Here is a 17,016-nt window from a genome sequence, read left to right as displayed (position 1 = left end):
AGGTAGCGGTAGGCGATCCCGAGAAGCCGCGAACGGACACTTTCGAAGTCCGCGTCCGCATGCGGTCCCGGGCCGACCCTCGCCGCCGCGTTCTCCGGTACGTCTTCGGTCGACGAGTGTGACTCCGATACGACATCGATGCCGGACAGGCACACGACGATCTCCCCGCTTTCGATGGTCCGGAGCGCCGGGGGAACAGCTGATCGCCCGAAAAGGCGCCCCGGCTCGGCTCCACCCACCGTCGTCCCCGGCGGGCCCCGGGCGCGCCCGGGGAGACCCGGGTGTATGCCCGGGGGTGCCCCCGGGCCCATTCCCGTGCCCCGGCGTTCCTGCGGTCGGCCGCGCACGGGACGACCGCGCGGATCCCGGGTCCGCGCAGCCGATGATCCCCGGGCGGCGCCCCGCACACCGGCACCGTGCGACTCGGCGGCACCGTCGCCGAGCATCCTCGGGCGAAGCCGCCGGCGGATCGCATCGAGCGCCGGGAACGGCTTGCCCACGGGCTCGGCGTACGCCTCGTGCACGGCGACGGAGCGTGGCGCGGACAGCAGCACGGCACGGACGACAACGTCGGACGGTGTCACAACCAGCGGTGCCGTCCTGTCTCTACGGGTGCAACCTAGAGGAACAGAGGACACCGTGCGGGAGATCTTGATCGTCGGCGGCGGTTACGCGGGCTTCTACACCGCGTGGGGCCTGACGCGGAAGTTGGGTCGGGACGAGGCACGTGTCACCGTGGTGGACCCGCGCCCGTACATGACGTATCAGCCGTTTCTGCCCGAGGTCTTGGCCGGGTCGGTGGAGGCCCGGCACGCGGCGGTCTCGCTCCGGCGGCACCTGCGTCGCGCCCGGCTGATCGCGGGAACGGTGACGGAGATCCGCAACAGCGCGCGGACCGTGACCGTTCGACCGGAGACAGGACCGGAGTACGAGCTGGCCTACGACATCCTCGTGGTCACCGCGGGGGCGGTCACCCGGACGTTTCCCATCCCGGGTATCAGCGAGGAGGCATTCGGGCTGAAGCATGTCGAAGAGGCCGTGGCCATTCGTGACCGGCTGCTGGCCTCGTTCGATGTCGCGGCGACACTGCCTCGCGGTCCCGAGCGACGCAGGCTCCTCACCGTCACGTTCGTGGGTGGGGGATTCTCCGGCGTGGAGGGGTTCGGCGAGTTGTTGTCCCTGGCGACCGCGCTGCTCGGGCACTACCCGGAACTCGACGCGGAGGAGCTGGACTTCCACCTGGTGGAGGCTCGTGGCCGGATTCTTCCCGAGGTCGGTGACGGGCCCGGGGCGTGGGTCGTACGCGCGTTGGAGAAGCGCGGAGCGCGGGTGCACCTGAACACGCAACTGGTCTCCGCCGTGGGCGGACATGTCGTGCTGTCGAACGGGGAGCAACTCGATTCGGGCCTGATCGTGTGGGCGGCGGGGAACGCGCCCAATCCCGTCGTTCGCAACCACACGGATCTTCCGGTCGACGAGCGCGGTCTGCTCGTCGTACGGGCGGATCTTCGCGTGGGCACGGAGTCGGAGGCGGTGGCCGACGTGTGGGCCGCCGGCGATGACGCCGCGGTACCCGATCTCGCGGTGGGGCAGCCGGGAGCGCACACGGTTCCCAACGCCCAGCACGCGGTTCGACAGGGCAAGCTTCTGGCGAAGAACATCGTGGCGACGCTGCGGGGGCGGCCCACCCGCAACTACGTCCACCACAGTCTGGGCGTGGTGGCCACGCTGGGGCTCGGCCGGGGCATCTTCCAGTACCGCCGCCTGGTCATCAAGGGCTTCCCGGCCTGGCTCATGCACCGCGGGTATCACGTGCTCGCCGTTCCGACCTGGGAACGCAAGGTCCGGGTGCTCGCCGTCTGGATCACCGCGACCCTCTACGGACGGGACATCGTCTCCCTCGCCGCGGTGCAGCGCCCCCGGGAGGCATTCGTGTCCGAGGGAAACCCACGGCACGGCGAGCCGGTTGACGCCCCGACGCGGTGAGCCGGCCGCCTCGCCCGCCGGCCGATCGCCCGGCGCGGGTCCTGCGGCGGCGCTTCAGGACCCCCTGGCGCGGCGACGCCCGTGTGATCCACGAAGCGGAGCAGGGACCCGGGTGAGTCGGTGAGTCGCCAACAAGCCGCGGCCGACCACCGGACCGCAGGCACGTGCGCGGACGCCGCACCGGTTCGCGCTCGCCGTGGCCCCGAGACCGGGCGCCTCCGCCTTCCAGGGCCCGCTTCGGAGGCGGGCGGCCTCCCGGCGTGCTCTTGACCGACTGCCGCGCAGTCCGGGCACCTTCGGCCGGCGGCATGTGCGCGGTTGGAGTATCGCGCCGTGCCCGGATGTGGTGCTGCTCGTTGTCGGGTGTGCACGTTCCCGGCTGACGACAAGGAGAAGTCTGTCTCCCTTCGCTATTTCTCGGCCCGTTTGGTGCCGGCTGCGGTGCTGAGTGTGTTTGCCGTCCTGGGGGTGGCCGGTACCGCCCAGGCGGATAACGCTGCGGGGCCTGTCGAAACCACATGAAGCGGGCCCCGCAGCCCGCGCCCGGAGGTTCCGGACCGGGCGACCGTCCGCTCGGGTGAGGACGGTGGCCCGGTGGCGACGTCGTTCTCGGGACCGGGGCGGACGGCGTCCGACAGTCGGCACCACGGGGTGTGGCCGATTGCAGGGCGGCGACGAACGACTGCGGCCGGACCTCGGTCGCCACCTCGTGGGGTGGGGATCCGGTGGAGGGCGTCGGATACGGTGCGCGCCGGCACGTGTCGCCGTCCTCGTCGTCGGTGCGTGGGCTATTCGGCGAGTTTTCCGTCGGTGGAGATCGCCTCCATCAGGGCGGCGATCTCGTCGGGAATGGGCGGGATGCTTTCGTGGGCGATCCCGGTGGTGGGGGACCACACGAGGTTCACTCGGAAGGCGGGATCGCTGTCCGGGTAGTCGCCGCGGTTGTGGCAGCCGCGGGTCTCGCGGCGTTCGAGCGCCGCTTCGAGGGTGGCCCGAGCCGCGAGGGCGGCCGACTTGAGGTCGAAGGCGTGTGCGAGGTCCTGGTAGCCGGCGATGTCGGGGTGGATGCCCACGTTCTCCATGCGCTTCTCGATGGCTTCGAGTTCCGTGAGCCCGGTGCGCAGCCCCTGCTCGTCGCGGAGGACGCCCGCGTGTTCCGTCATGGTGTTGCGGATGGCGCGCTGCAGAGCCCGGACGTTCTCGGGGCCGTCGGCGGCGAGCAGATCGTCGATCTCGGCGCGGGCCTGGGCGAGCGCCGCTGCCGAACGTGGTTGTGCGGTCAGGGCCCGGGAGTAGTCGGCGGCCGCCTGTGCGGTGATCCGGCCGTAGACCAGCAGTTCCACGAGGCTGTTGCCGCCGAGCCGGTTGGCCCCGTGGAGTCCGCTGGCCGCCTCGCCGATGGCGTAGAGGCCGCGTACGTCGGTGCTGTGGTCCTCGGGGCGGACCCAGACCCCGCCCATCGAGTAGTGGGCGGTGGGCGCGACCTCGATGGGATCACGCGTGATGTCCAGCATCTGCAGTTCCAGCAGCGTCTGGTAGACGCGGGGGAGGCGGCTCATGATCGTTTGGCGTGGGAGGTGGGAGACGTCGAGCCAGACACCACCGTTGGGTGTGCCGCGGCCCTCCTTGATCTCGGTGTAGGCGGCCAGGGCGACCCGGTCGCGCGTGGACAGTTCCATGCGGGTGGGGTCGTAGCGCTTCATGAATCGTTCGCCCAGGCCGTTGCGCAGGATGCCGCCCTCGCCGCGGGCGGCCTCGCTGACCAGCGTGCCGGCCGCGTTCTCCGGCTCGATGATGCCCGAGGGGTGGAACTGGACCAGTTCGGGATCGCGCAGCCGCGCACCGGCGTCGACGGCGAGCCGGAAGGAGTCGCCGGTGTTCTCGTCGCGGCGTGACGACGTGCGCCGCCAGATCCGGGTGTGACCGCCGGCCGCGAGGATCACCGCGTCGGCATGGACGAGGTAGCGGGTGCCGGTGCCGAGGTCGAAGCCGTACGCACCGAACACGGCACCGTCGTGTACCAGGAGCCGGGTGATGTACACGGTGTCGAGCATGGGGATGTCCAGTTGATTCGCACGCCGGATGAGGGTGCGTTGGATCTCCAGGCCGGTGTAGTCACCGGCGAAGGCGGTGCGCCGGAACTTGTGTGCGCCGAAGAAGCGTTGGGAGATGCGGCCGTCCTGTTCCCTGGCGAAGGCCATGCCGTAGCGCTCGAGGTCGTCGATGCCCCGGGCCGCGCCCCGGGTGACGATCTCGGTGGTGCGAGGATCGCCGAGCAGGTAGCTCTCCTTGAGGGTGTCGGCGGCGTGTTGTTGCCAACTGTCCTCGGGATCCATGGTGGCCAGCGCGGCGTTGATCCCGCCGGCGGCGAGGGACGTGTGGGCGTCTTCCTTGGGGCGTTTGCCGACCGCGAGGACGTCGAGCCCGGCCTCTGCCAGCTCGATCGCCGCTCGCAGCCCGGCGCCGCCGGTCCCGATCACCAGGACCGCGGTGGAGAGGCGCTTTTCGGTGGCGGCCACGATTGCTCCGATCAATGGGGGTCATTGATTACGACCGGGCCGCTCGGGTATTTGTGACACTTCGGTTCGCGAACTGCGGTGGATTGTTCGGGGAAGCAGGCCGTCCGGCGGCCCGGCGTGGATGGCGAGGACGAACGGCGTTCAACTGCTCAGCGATGCCAGGTAAGGCGACAGCTTGGCCGGGTTCATCACCCACATGATCCGGTCGATCCCCTCGGCGGACACATCGACGCAAAGGAGGGCCACGGCGTCCCCACCGGACGAGACGACGACGGCGGGACGACCGTTGGCCTCGACCCACCGCACCTCCGACCGGGGCCAGAACCGGGGGGCGAAGGCCACGAGGTATTTGGAGACGTGCAGGCGTCCGACAACCGGGATCCTCGACGCGCCGCGTAGTCCTCCGCCGTCGGTGTAGCTGACGACATCCGCAGCGAGCACCTTCTCCAGCGCCGCCAGATCACCCCGTTGCGCGGCGGCGAGGAACACTTCCAGGAGACGGCGGTGATCCGTCGTGCTGACGGGTTCCCTGCGCTCGGCAGCCAGGTGTTTGCGCCCGCGGCTCACCAGTTGACGGGCGTTGACCTCACTCGTCTCCAAAATGCCCGCGATCTGCGCGTAGGGGTAGTTGAAGGCTTCCCGCAGGACGTAGGCGGCACGTTCCATCGGGTTCAGCTTCTCCAACAGGAAGAGCACCGCCAGTTCGAGGGCCTCGGCCCGTTCGGCACCCACCTGCGGATCCGTGCCGGTGTTGATCGGCTCGGGAAGCCACGAACCGACGTAGGACTCCCGTCGGGCCCTCGCGGACTGGGCCAGGTTGATGGCCAGACGGGCGGTGACCGTGGTCAGGAAGGCCGTCGGCTCCACGATGTGAGTGCGGTCCGCGTTCTGCCACCGCACCCACGTCTCCTGGAGGATGTCCTCGGCTTCCACGGTGCTTCCGAGCACCCGGTAGGCGACACCGAAGAGCTGCGGGCGCGCCGCGAGGAAGTCCCTCGCCGCCTCGTCGAGGGAATCGGCGTCGGCCCCAGCGTGCATTCCTGTCCCCTTCGGCTTGGCGACGCCATGCTACAAGCCGGTCCGAAACGGTGCTTCTGCGGTGCACACGCCGAGTTGTCACGAGGCGACCATCCGCCGACGCCCGTTCGCCGGTCCGTGCGGGGTGCGGCTGACGCGGCGGACACCCCACGGATCGGGGGCGAACATCTCTGTCACAGACCCGAGGGTTACCCGGTCATCACTGCGAACGGCCATGGACGCCGGGCGCGATGACGCCTCCGGCAGATGGCGTGACCGCCCCATGCAGCGGCGGACCTACGGAAAGGTGGCGACACAGTGTCGGAGCAGGACTCGGCGCACGTGCACGGGAAGCATGCAGGATCGCAGGGCTGGATGACGGCGGCGAAGATGTTGCAGGACGCCTCGCCGATCACCGTCCCCGAGGGCGCCTCGGCGATGACGATCCAGGTCGACTGGGAACCCGGAGATCCGGGGACTCCTCCGCATCGTCACTCGGGACCGGCGTTCGGCTACGTTGTCGAGGGCGCGGTCCGGTTCGAGCTGGAGGGCGAGCCCGAGCGTGTGGTCGAGGCCGGCGGGACGTTCTGGGAGCCGGGCGGCGATGCGATCCACTACCAGGACGGCAACGCGCTGACGGATGCGCGTACCCGGTTCGTGGTCACCATGATGTGCGCGCCCGGAAAGCCCATGCTCGAACTGGTCGACCCGGAGGAGTTGGAGCAGCGGGCCCACCTGCGCGCCCCGCGGCCCACCGCCTGACCCGTCCGACCCGTCCGACCCGTCGAGGATGTACCGAATCCGTGTGCCGACATCTCGCGTGCAAGGCACGGTCGGTCGCGGCGGACGCGGGAAAGTCCGTCTCCCGGCCCAGGGCCGGGAGACGGACGGCCGGATCCGGCGGTGTGCCGGGTGGCTCAGCCGAACTGGCCGGGCTGGTAGTCCCCGGCGGGCTGCTGGTTGAGGATGTTGATGCGGTTGTAGGCGTTGATGACGGCGATGAGCGAGATGAGCGCGACGAGCTGGTCCTCGTCGAAGTGCTTGGCGGCGTTCGCCCAGGCCTCGTCCGTGGCGCCGCCGGCCGCGTCCGCGATGCGGGTGCCCTGTTCCGCCAGTTCCAGCGCGGCGCGCTCGGCCTCGGTGAACACCGTGGCCTCCCGCCAGGCTGCCACCAGGTTGAGGCGCTGCTGGGTCTCTCCGGCGTGGGCGGCGTCCTTGGTGTGCATGTCGGTGCAGAAACCGCAGCCGTTGATCTGGCTGGCGCGAATCTTCACCAACTCCTGCGTCGTGCCGGGCAGGGTCGAGTCCGACAGCACCTTGTTGGCAGAGTTGATGTGCTTCAGCACCTTGCCGGCAAGGGAGTTGCCGAAGTAGTCGAGACGCGCATTCATGATGTGATCTCCTCGCCGTTTTTCGGATACGTGCTACTGACCGGGCGACCACGGCATCTGTGACAGAAGCACGGGTGTGACGTGGAACTCATCCCCCGCGGACCCTGCCGAGTCCGGTCGCTGCTCGGCTGCCGGCGCGAAGATGCCGGACGGTTCGGTGGTGACCGGTGGAATCGACGCCGCGTCGCACCGAGCGGGGCCGTCCGTGTCACACCTTTCATGGGTCGGCTGTCTTGAGGGGTGAAGGCAGTACACATCTTCACTCACACCAGGAGCTGAGCCGTGAACGATCCGGTACTCGAATCCGCTGCTCGGGGACTCGCGGACGCAACCGCCAATCCGCCGTTCCTGTACGAGCTGGGTGCGGAGGGCGCGCGGAAGGTCCTCGACGATCTGCAGGCGGCACCCGTCGAGAAGCCCGACGTGGAGGAGAAATGGATAACCGTGCCGGCCGACGTCGGCGACGTGCGGGTGCGCGTGGTCAGGCCCGTCGGTGTCGAGGGTTCGCTTCCGGTCGTTCTGTATGTGCACGGCGGCGGGTGGGTCATCGGCAACGCGGGTACGCACGATCGCCTCGTGCGTGAACTGGCCGTCGGTGCACGGGCGTCCGTGGTGTTCGTGGAGTACGACCGCTCCCCGGAGGCCAAGTATCCGGTGGCGATCGAGCAGGCGTACGCGACCGCCCGGTGGATCACGGCCAACGGTGACCGGGAGGGGCTGGACGCCGCGCGCCTGGCGGTGGCCGGGGACTCGGTGGGCGGGAACATGGCGGCCGCGTTGACGATCATGGCCAAGCGACGGGGCGACGTGTCCTTCGTACATCAGTCGCTGTACTACCCGGTGACGGATGCGGGCCAGGACACCGCGAGTTATCGGGAGTTCGCCGACGGGCCGTACCTGACCGCGAAGGCGATGGCCTGGTTCTGGGACTGCTACACCACGGATCCGGCCGAACGCGCCGAGATCACCGCGTCTCCGCTGCGGGCGGATACGAAGGACCTGGAAGGGCTCCCGCCCGCGCTCGTCCTCGTCGATGAGAACGACGTCCTGCGTGACGAGGGTGAGGCGTACGCCCGCAAGCTGATCCGGGCCGGCGTCCCGACCACCAGCATCCGCTACAACGCCACGTTGCACGACTTCATGATGTTGAACCCGCTTCGGTCCACGGGGGCCACCACCGCTGCGATGCAGCAAGCCGTCAGCACGCTTCGCGTCGCGCTGCAGACCGGCTGAGGTCCGCCGCCCGCGCGATACCGCAGGCCCAAGGCCGCGGAAAGGGCTCCTCGTTCGGGAGCCTCGTCATCCGGGGCGGGGACCGGCTCACGGCCTCGACCCCCTGCGGGAGCGCGCGTCGGGTGAGACCCGGCGCGCGTCGCCCCTCGGCCCTGCCGCGACGTGCGGTCCGGGAGCCCAACGGGCCCGCCACGGACCGGTGTTCGCGGTACATCTCCTTCCTGCCCGCCGGTTGTGTCCGTGTCTGCTCGGACGCGACTGGTTCGGTTCACGACTCGAAAGGTTCTGTGATGAAACGTTCTCGTTCCCGAGGTGCTCGTTCCGCACTCTCCGTGATGGCCATGGTCACGGTGGCCGCGTCCGTTCTTGCGGTGTCGGTGTCGCCGGCGAGCGCGGAGAGGGAGGATTCCACCTCCCTCGCCTCGTCGAAGCGCAAGCCGACGGTGGTTCTGGTCCATGGTGCGTTCGCCGACTCCAGTAGTTGGAACGGGGTGGTGGCGAGGTTGCGGCGGGAGGGCTATCCGGTGGTGGCTGCGGCCAATCCGCTGCGTGGGCTGAGCAGCGACTCCGCGTATCTGAAGGAGGTACTGGCCGGAATCGAGGGGCCGGTGGTGTTGGCCGGTCACTCGTATGGCGGGTCGGTCATCAGCAACGCCTCATCCGGTGCGCGGAACGTGAAGGCGCTGGTCTATATCGCGGCCTTCCTCCCGGAGCGGGGGGAGAGCGCGGTCGAGTTGTCGGGGAAGTTCCCGGGCAGCACGCTCGGTGAGGCGCTGCGTCCGGTTCCGGTCACGCTGCCCAACGGGACGGCGGGTACGGATCTGTACATCGAGCAGGGGAAGTTCCGCAATCAGTTCGCGGCGGATGTCGCGAAGGGTACGGCAGATGTCATGGCAGTGACCCAGCGCCCGGTGACCAGTGCCGCGTTGGAGGAGGGTGCCTCCGAGCCGGGTTGGAAGACGATTCCGTCGTGGGTGCTGGTTACCGAGCAGGACCGCAACATCCCGCCCGAGGCCCAGCGTTACATGGCCGAACGGGCGGGGGCGCACATGGTGAGTGTGCGTGCGTCGCACGCGGTGAGTGTGTCGCGTCCCGACGAGGTGGCGCGGGTCATCGAGAGCGCGGCGCGCCCGGTTCGCTGACCGGCGGACGGACCCGGAGGGCGAGATGGCGACACCGCCATCCGCCCTCCGGCGGGCACGAACGTGACGCACAAGGACCGAACGAGCCGATGGTCGCACCAAGCCCATGAGGTGTCGGGCCCGCGAAGCGTGGTCGGCCCGCATCGGTTCTCAGCGCCCCGGCCTCCCGGTGCTCCCGGCCGGAGGGCCCGCGAGGGCATCCGGCAGTGCACGACGTGAGTTGATTCCGAGCTTGGAGTACACCTTCCGCAGGTGCCACTCCACGGTATGGGGGCTGATGAAGAGTTCCGCGCCGATTTTCGCGTTCGTCATGCCGTCGGCGGCGAGCCCGGCGACCTGTGACTCCTGGGGGGTGAGGGCACTCGTCGGCTTGCTCTCCCGCGCCCTGACGTGCTCGCCGGTGGCGAGCAACTCGCGGCGGGCTCGTTCGGTGAAGGCGTGTGCCCGCATTCCGTCGAACATCTCGTGAGCTGTGCGAAGGTGCTCTCGGGCCTGCGTTCGGCGGTGATTGCGGCGCAGCCACTCGCCGTACAGCAGGTGGGTGCGCGCCACCTCCACGGTCACACCGCCGCGGCCGAACTCCTCGATCGCGGTCCGGTACAGCCTGTCGGCATCGTCACCGTCGCTGAGAAGAGCCCGGCTGCGGCTGCCGGCACCATGGGCCCACCCCGAATCGGTGGCGCGGGTGAGTTCCAGCAGCCGGGCCAGCGAGGCGCGGGCCTGATCGAGTTCGCCGCACCGGGTCGCGGCCTCGACGTGCTCGACCAGCGACAGGCCGGTGAAGTTGAACCCGTCGTGCTCGATGCCCGTGCGAGCGGCCTCCAACGCCTCCTCGTAGCGTGCCAAGCCGTTGAACAGCACCCCTTGGATGTAGCCCATGGCGCCCAGCAGGGACACTTCGCCTCGTTGGTCGGCCCTTTGCTTGGCTTCCTCGATGATGGCGGCGGCGACGTCCGCCTCGCCTTGCCAAGCGGCCAGTACGAGGGTCGCGTACTTGTGCGGGGCGTGGCCGCTCGCGTCGGCGAGCGCGTCGGCTTCGCCGATCATCCTGGTCGCCTTGGCGAAGTCGCCGTAGTGGATGTGCACCCCACCGGCGTAGATGAGGGCGGGTGGCAGCGCGCCCAGGGCTCCGACGTCGCGGGCCAGGCGCACCGCGCGACTCGACAGCGTGTCCCACGCGTGCAGGTCCCAGGCGTAGTGAATGAACGCCTCCAGCGCGACCGGCACCAGCAGCAGCCAGCGCATGGTCGACTCCCGGGTGCCGAGCTCCTCGTGCGCGAGCAGCTCCAGCGCGTCGCGCAGGGCCGGGATGCCGGACTCGGATCCGTCCGTGAGGAGCGCCGCCACACCATCCAGGAGCAGGTCGGCGGCCTTGGAGTTCGACGGGGGCGCTCCGGAACCGCGGGCGGCGATCGCGGCGGCGCGGGCACCCGCGGGACCGTGGACCCGGCCCGCGAAGATGGTCGCGCTGATCGCTTCCAGGTAGGTTTCCCGCGCCAGGGGCGACCCGGCGGCGGTGAACTGGGCCGCCGCTTCGAGGAGGAGCGGTGCCGCCTCGTCGCTGCGGCTGCGGGCGAACAGGATCCGGGCCCGCAACCGTGCCAGGCGTGCACGGTCCAGGGCGCTCAGGGGACACAGTTCGGCCAGCGTCGCGAGCTCCGTCGCGCGGTTGGGCGCGGCGGCCGAGAAGTGCGCCTCGGCGGCCGCGAGGGCTCGGCGCCCCTGCGGCCACCGCTCCGGCGTCATCTCGGCCGCGCGTTCCAGCAGTACCGCCTCGGCCGCGATGCCGCCGCGTTGCCGCGCGCGGTCGGCGGCTCGCTCCAGCCCTGCGGCGACCTCCTCGTCCGGCCCGTCGGCAGCCTGGGCGGCGTGCCACGCTCGCCGGTCGGGGTCCAGGACCGGGTCCGTGGCCTCGGCCAACGCCCGGTGCACGGCGCGGCGTTCCTTGGGCTCGGCTCCGTGGTAGACCGCCGAGCGGACCAACGGGTGTCGGAACCGAACGGACTCGCCGAACTCGATCAGGCCGGCCGCCTTGGCCGGCGCGGCATCGGTGGTGATCTCGAGAGAGGCGGCTGCGCGGAGCAACAGGCGTGCGTCACCGACCGGTTCCGCCGCGGCGATCAGCAGCAGCGTCCGAGTCGCAGCCGGCAGCGAGCCGAGCCGGCTGATGAAGTCCCGTTCGACACGGCTCGCGACCGGCACCCGGATGTTCGGATACGCCGACGAGTCCAGGCCGTAGGCCAACTCGGCGGCGCTGCGGCCTCGGGAGAATTCGAGCAGGGCGAGCGGGTTGCCGTGCATCTCGGCCACGAACCGGTCCCGGACCCGCTTCTCGAGTTGTCCGCCGACGGTGGCCTCCAGGAGTTCGCCCGCCGCGGTGGTGTCGAGACCGCCGGTCTGCAGCGCCGGCAGACCGTTGAGTGCGGTCCGCCCCTCGGGGTCGCGTACCGCGAAGGCCATCGCGACCGCCTCGGCGAGCAGCCGTCGGGCCACGAACTCCAGGGTCTGCAGGGATACCTGGTCCAGCCACTGGGCGTCGTCGACCAGGACGAGCACGGGTCGCGTCTCGGAGGCCCGGGTGAGCAGAGTAAGCACGGCGAGACCGACCAGGAAGCGGTCGGGCGGGTCCCCGGCCGCCATTCCGAACGCCACACGGAGGGCGTCGCGTTGGGGCGCCGGCAGATTTTCGAGCTCGCCCAGGAACGGCGCACACAGTTGGTGCAGGCTCGCGTAGGGCAGCTCCATATCCGCCTCGATGCCATGCGCCCGGGCCACGTTCACCCTGGACGCCTGCGCCGCCAGGTATTCCAGAAGCACCGACTTCCCGATGCCGGCTTCGCCACGGACCACCAGCACTCGGGATCCGCCTTCGCGCAGGCCGATCAGCAGCTCGTCGAGCACCGCGCACTCGCGATGCCGGCCGACCAGGTCCGGAAGTGGACTGGCGATCATGCGACATGGCTCCTTGGGGAAATCGGGAAAGGATGTCTTCCACAACGGTTGGAACGGTCATTGCCACGATATCCGAGACGGTGTCGGCACCTTGTGATCGAATGTTGTGAGGGATTCCACGTCGGGAAATGCCGGGAGAGTGTCACGTTCGGCCGGGCTATTCGGTCTCCCACTGCCGACGAGCTCGTCCGCCCGCCGTCGTCGGATACCGGCTCGCCACATCCGTGCTCGTGGCGGGGGCCGGCGGGCAGGCAGCCGAGCGACCGTCGAGGTCGCCGGGTCCGGTGTCGCGGTGGGTCGACGCGATCGAGGGCCGCGTGCGGAACGTGGGAGCGCACGCCGACATCGGCCGCTTCCAGGACCTCGCCTATGCCGGTGACGTACCCGCCGCCGGTCCGGCGGCGCACTCCGTGGTCTCCGAAAGTGTGCCCATGGCTTGCCTGTCACACTTCCCGCGCCCGACCGGTCTGAGCATAGGACGATCAGGAGGGGCACGCGTCGGCGACGAACGCCGGGGGACGGACAGCACTCACCTGCCAACGGAAAGCCTTGACATGACGAGCGTATTCTCAGTGCCGGCCGCGCGTGACTCACATCGACACAGGATGGAGTTTCGGGAAGATGCGGCGACGAAAGAGAATTCTCTTTTTCGTGACCTCACCGTGCTCCTGATTTCGGAGGACGAGGAAGAGGGTTTCCGTATATGCGATTTGCTGCCGGTTCCATTCGTTCGGTCGATGGTGTGGCACAGGAACGCCGGCGAAGCAGGGCCCTTCCTCACCGCCTGCCGCGGGCCCATGTGTGTGCTGGTGGGTCGTTCCCCTTCCGGGACGAGGGCGGCCGAGATCGCCCGCCGGCTGCGCCGATCGGCCCCGCACGCGGCCGTTGTCGTTCTCGCCGACGCCGCATCGGCTGCGGCGATAGGACCGGGTGACGGCGCGGCGCACGCCTATGTCGACCGACGACGTGTCGACCCGGAGGGACTGCGCGGTGCCATCCGGCTCGCTCTGCGGAGAAGGCACATGGAGGCGGCCACGGCCATGCGAGAGGGCAATGCGCAGATCGTTGGCGATTCACTCGTACTGGAGCGGGGTCTGCTTCCTGCGCCGGCTCTCCGGGGGAATGATTTCTCCGCGGCCACACGATACGAGCCGAGGCGCGCCCACGCGCTGTTGGGCGGCGACTTCTATGATGTGGTGCAAATCGAGGATTCCAGCGTCCACGTCATCCTGGGGGATGTCTCGGGGCACGGGGCTGCCGAGGCCGCCCTGGCGGTGCAGTTGCGGGTGGCCTGGCGAGCCGCCCTGCTCTGCGGAAAGACACAGCTTGAGCAACTGGGGCTGCTCGAAAGGATATTGACCGGCGAAAGGCCGGACAGCGAAACGTACGCCACCGTCATTTCCTTGGTGTTTCCCGCCGGGGGCGGCGCCGTGCGGGTGGTCAGCGCCGGGCACCCCGGCCTTCTCCTGCGGCGGGCCGGGGAGTTGCGATGGGTGGAGCCACGAACGGGAACGGCGCTGGGGATCTTTCCCGGGCAGGCGGACTGGTCGGAGACCGAGCTGGAGCTTGGTCCGCTGGACCGTGTGGTCGTCTTCACCGATGGCCTCTTCGAGGGTAGGACCGAGCCGTCCGCACGGCTCGGCGAGGAGGGACTTCTGCGCCTGGCGACCCACTACTCCCATCTGCCGTCCCAGGAGTTCGTCGACGCGCTGGTGCGCGGCGTCGCCTCCATGGCGGCTCCCTTCGGAGGACTGGCGGACGATGTGGCCGTCCTTCAACTCGGCTGGAATCCGCCCGCGTCACCGCTGGGGCGCTGAGCGCGAACGGTGCCTCCCCGGAGCGTCGACGCCGACGTAGTGCGGGCTCCGACGACGTTCGGCCGCCGCGCGGAACGGCTCGGCGGTTCGCCCCACGAACGCGGCAGCCGCCGCGACGTCCCGCGCGCCTGAGCCCGGCCGGCCGAACGCCGGATTCCCGCCCCCGCGCCCCGATGGTGATCGGCCCGGCGGCCTGGGACGGCGAGGCGGCGGCCCCGGCGATCATCGCCTTCACCGGGACCTGGGACGTCCCGGCCAAGGCCCACGCCTGAAAGCGCCGGTGGACGGTTGGCCAAGGCCCGTACGCCCGTACCGCTCGGGCGAGTCCCGGCACGGACCGCCCTTCGGCATTGCCACATCACCCCGTCGAGGCAGCCCCGCAACCGCCCGGGAGACGGGCCACGCTCCCAGATCGGGAGGACCGGCGGGCGGGTGGCGCCGACGGGCCGAGCTGCGAACCGTGCATTCGCGCGTGAGTGGGCCCGGGGGCCGCAGCCCCCCTGGTCCACCCCGGGGTGACCAGGGGGTGGACCAGGCATTCCCCAGGGTCCCGCGGAGCGGGCGATCGACGAGTGTGAAGACAGCCAGTTCGGCGGATGTCGTGGCCGCTCCGTCGGCGGTCCGAGGTCGTTGCCTCCGGGGGTGTCCGCCCGATTTCCCACGGTCGCGCGAGCCGTCGCATCCATACCCGCAGGATCGGAGACAGCAGGCTCATGCATTCCGAGTCGTCCCTCATCGAGGGCACATTGGACGAGGCCGTTGCCGTGTTCTTGGAGTTGCGTCCGCGCCTGTTCGGTATCGCGTACCGGATGCTGGGCAGCGCGGCGGAGGCGGAGGACGTGGTCCAGGAGGTGTGGCTGCGGTGGCAGCGGGCCGACCGCTCGGTGGTGGTCAGCCCCGCGGCGTTCCTCTCCAGCGCCACCACCCGCCTCGCCATCAACGTGGCCCAGTCCGCCCGGGTCCGCCGCGAGACCTACATCGGGCCCTGGCTCCCCGAACCCGTCGACACCAGCGGCGACCCTGCGGCCGGCGCCGTACGGGCCGAAGCCCTCGAACTCGCCCTGCTCCTCGTCCTGGAGAAGCTGGCTCCCACCGAGCGCGCGGTGTACGTCCTGCGTGAGGCGTTCGACTACGCCTACACGGACATCGCGGACATGCTCCGACTCAGCGTCGTCAACGTACGAAAGATCCTGAGCCGAGCCCGTAAGCATCTGCTGGGGGAACAGCGCGAGGACGTCGACGCGGTCGAGCACCGCCACCTGTTCGAAGCCTTCGTCTCGGCGGCACGCACGGGGGACATCGCCTCCCTGGAGGAGCTTCTCACCCCCGACGGCGTCGGCCTGCCCTCTGCTTCCGGCGTGCGGGCATCCCGCCGAACCGCGGTGCTGCCGGGATGACTCCGCCGAGCGAGCGGGGCTCGTGCGGGCGGTGGCCGGCCGACGCCGACCGCCGGGTCGCTGCGGCCGGCGTCCGGTTGTCGTCGTCGCCGGGATCCCGGATCGGGCCCGGGCGACGACGAGGGAGCCGGGCGACGACGAGGGACCTGGATCATTCCCGCGCCATCGTCTATAAGTGTATCCACAACGCTAAATGAGGCGGCGTGCGGCGCCGTCCGGCCCGGAACGCGCCGCCTCGGAGGAGCCCACATGGTCCAGGACCCGGACGAGGCACCCGTCACGCGGGGGTCGTCCGGAGCGGACCGGGGGCGCGACAGGCGCCCCATTCCGCAGGTGGGTCCGGGAATTCGGCGCCGCGGGCGAGTGGGTCCTCGATCCGTCGTCGCCCCGCGAACCGACGGGCCCGGACGGGCGGCGACCGCATCGGTCGATGGACGCCGTGTCCATCAAATGTATGATGGGTACATTCATTGGAGCGCCCCGACGCGCCTGGGCGCGGGTCGACGGCCGACTCCTGGCACTGGGAGGCCCCCAAGGTGAACGCTCGCTCGCAACAGTTCGTTCTCATCCCGGAATTGGCCGCCATCATGGCCGCGGTTCCGCCGCTTCCGGTCGTGACGCCGCAGAGCGTCGCGGCGGTTCGCCGGCGGGTCGACGAGGCCGCGGCGCGCCAACCCCGCCCCGAGGTGCACTCGGTCGCCGACCGAGTGCTGCCGGGTCCCGCCGGAGACATCCCGGTGCGCATCTACTACCCCGGACCTGCGAAGCGCCTTCCCGTGCTGGTGTTCGCACACGGCGGCGGCTGGTCGATCTGCGGCATCGAGACCCACGAGGGCATCTGCCGGGAGATCGCCAACCGCAGCGGCTGCGCCGTCGTGTCCGTCGAGTACCGCTTGGCGCCCGAGCACGTCTTTCCCGCCGCCGCCGAGGACTTCTACGCGGCGGCGTGCTGGGTCGCCGAGCACGCCGAGGAGATCGGGGTGGACCCCGCGCGGGTGGCCGTGGGCGGCGACAGCGCGGGCGGCAACCTCGCGGCGGTGGCCGCCCTGATGACGCGCGACCGCGGCGGTCCCCGGTTCGCCTTCCAACTCCTGGCGTACCCGGCCCTGGACGCGCTGTCCGAACGGCCGTCCGCTCTGGCCAACGCCCACGCGCCGATGCTGGACCGGGAGACGTCGCAGTCGATGTGGAGTGCCTACGGCGGTGGCGCGGACTTCACCCAGCCCTACCTGTCGCCGTTGTACGCCCCGGAACTCGCGGGCCTCGCACGCGGGTTGATCGTGACGGCCCAGTACGACACGGGCCGGGACGACGCCCACGCGTACGCCGAGCGGGTGAGCGGGGCGGGCGGGGCGATGGAGGTGCTGGAGGTGGAAGGCGCCGTGCACGGCTTCCTCTCGTGGTTCGCGCAGGTGCCGGCCTGTTCGTACGCGCTCGACCACGCATGTGACGCGCTGCGAACCGCACTTGGTCATCCCGCGGTTCGCTGAGAGCTCGCCCCGCCTTCCCGACCTGGTCACGGAAGGCGGGGCGACATCGGCGCCGGGACGCTCGGTCGTGCG

At 70.3% G+C, this 17,016-nt stretch carries 10 protein-coding genes and 1 pseudogene; 7 read left to right on the top strand and 4 right to left on the bottom strand.

The annotated features are described in order from the left end of the window. The first annotated feature begins 639 nt into the window (after positions 1–639). Positions 640–1,986, top strand: a complete 1,347-nt coding sequence (locus ACFXMF_RS40520; RefSeq protein WP_379991581.1) for an NAD(P)/FAD-dependent oxidoreductase — start codon at positions 640–642, stop codon at positions 1,984–1,986. A 788-nt stretch (positions 1,987–2,774) separates the two neighbouring features. Here the strand turns inward: ACFXMF_RS40520 and ACFXMF_RS40515 are convergent. Further along, the gene (locus ACFXMF_RS40515; RefSeq protein ID WP_360309987.1) at positions 2,775–4,505 is read right to left on the bottom strand and encodes an FAD-binding protein; all 1,731 of its coding nucleotides are present in this window, start codon (positions 4,503–4,505) and stop codon (positions 2,775–2,777) included. A gap of 141 nt (positions 4,506–4,646) precedes the next feature. Next, the gene (locus ACFXMF_RS40510) at positions 4,647–5,543 is read right to left on the bottom strand and encodes an RNA polymerase sigma-70 factor (protein ID WP_360309989.1); all 897 of its coding nucleotides are present in this window, start codon (positions 5,541–5,543) and stop codon (positions 4,647–4,649) included. A gap of 354 nt (positions 5,544–5,897) precedes the next feature. On the opposite strand from ACFXMF_RS40510, the gene ACFXMF_RS40505 reads away from it, so the two are divergent. After that, a complete protein-coding gene (locus ACFXMF_RS40505) occupies positions 5,898–6,284 on the top strand; it encodes a cupin domain-containing protein (protein ID WP_360310168.1) in 387 nt (128 codons plus the stop codon). Positions 6,285–6,439: 155 nt separating this feature from the next. Here ACFXMF_RS40505 and ACFXMF_RS40500 read toward each other — a convergent pair whose 3' ends face one another. Next, positions 6,440–6,913, bottom strand: coding sequence for a carboxymuconolactone decarboxylase family protein (locus ACFXMF_RS40500; RefSeq protein WP_379989751.1), 474 nt, complete (start codon positions 6,911–6,913; stop codon positions 6,440–6,442). Between the two features lie 282 nt (positions 6,914–7,195). Here ACFXMF_RS40500 and ACFXMF_RS40495 point away from each other — a divergent pair, with 282 nt between their 5' ends. Both ACFXMF_RS40495 and ACFXMF_RS40490 read left to right on the top strand, forming a co-directional pair. Next, the gene (locus ACFXMF_RS40495) at positions 7,196–8,146 is read left to right on the top strand and encodes an alpha/beta hydrolase (RefSeq protein ID WP_379989752.1); all 951 of its coding nucleotides are present in this window, start codon (positions 7,196–7,198) and stop codon (positions 8,144–8,146) included. Positions 8,147–8,481: 335 nt separating this feature from the next. Next, complete coding sequence (locus tag ACFXMF_RS40490) at positions 8,482–9,288, top strand: alpha/beta hydrolase (RefSeq protein ID WP_360309995.1); 807 nt, start codon at positions 8,482–8,484, stop codon at positions 9,286–9,288. 150 nt (positions 9,289–9,438) lie between these two features. Here the strand turns inward: ACFXMF_RS40490 and ACFXMF_RS40485 are convergent, their stop codons facing one another. After that, positions 9,439–12,240: an AAA family ATPase gene (locus ACFXMF_RS40485; RefSeq protein WP_379989753.1), complete on the bottom strand. Its 2,802-nt coding sequence runs from the start codon at positions 12,238–12,240 to the stop codon at positions 9,439–9,441. Positions 12,241–12,845: 605 nt separating this feature from the next. On the opposite strand from ACFXMF_RS40485, the gene ACFXMF_RS40480 reads away from it, so the two are divergent. The 3 genes and pseudogenes from ACFXMF_RS40480 to ACFXMF_RS40470 all read left to right on the top strand — a co-directional run bounded on the left by ACFXMF_RS40480 (position 12,846) and on the right by ACFXMF_RS40470 (position 16,944). Continuing rightward, on the top strand, positions 12,846–14,057 hold the full coding sequence (locus tag ACFXMF_RS40480; protein ID WP_379989754.1) for a PP2C family protein-serine/threonine phosphatase: 1,212 nt from the start codon (positions 12,846–12,848) through the stop codon (positions 14,055–14,057). Positions 14,058–14,770: 713 nt separating this feature from the next. Next, positions 14,771–15,445: pseudogene (locus ACFXMF_RS40475) on the top strand (sigma-70 family RNA polymerase sigma factor); the annotation flags it as partial. A gap of 545 nt (positions 15,446–15,990) precedes the next feature. Next, entirely contained in the window at positions 15,991–16,944 is a 954-nt protein-coding gene (locus ACFXMF_RS40470) for an alpha/beta hydrolase (protein WP_379989755.1), read from the top strand. The last annotated feature ends 72 nt before the right edge of the window (positions 16,945–17,016 follow it).

This window comes from Embleya sp. NPDC059213 (assembly GCF_042754445.1).
In the GTDB taxonomy this organism is placed as follows: domain Bacteria; phylum Actinomycetota; class Actinomycetes; order Streptomycetales; family Streptomycetaceae; genus Embleya.
Note: the sequence above shows the minus strand (reverse complement) of the source record. Positions and strands in the feature narration are given on the sequence as shown.

Coding starts and splice junctions, on each gene's coding strand:
- ACFXMF_RS40510 (WP_360309989.1), bottom strand. CDS start 5,543: ATGCACGCTGGGGCCGACGCCGATTCCCTCGACGAGGCGGCGAGGGAC.
- ACFXMF_RS40505 (WP_360310168.1), top strand. CDS start 5,898: ATGACGGCGGCGAAGATGTTGCAGGACGCCTCGCCGATCACCGTCCCC.
- ACFXMF_RS40500 (WP_379989751.1), bottom strand. CDS start 6,913: ATGAATGCGCGTCTCGACTACTTCGGCAACTCCCTTGCCGGCAAGGTG.
- ACFXMF_RS40490 (WP_360309995.1), top strand. CDS start 8,482: ATGGCCATGGTCACGGTGGCCGCGTCCGTTCTTGCGGTGTCGGTGTCG.
- ACFXMF_RS40485 (WP_379989753.1), bottom strand. CDS start 12,240: ATGATCGCCAGTCCACTTCCGGACCTGGTCGGCCGGCATCGCGAGTGC.
- ACFXMF_RS40480 (WP_379989754.1), top strand. CDS start 12,846: ATGGAGTTTCGGGAAGATGCGGCGACGAAAGAGAATTCTCTTTTTCGT.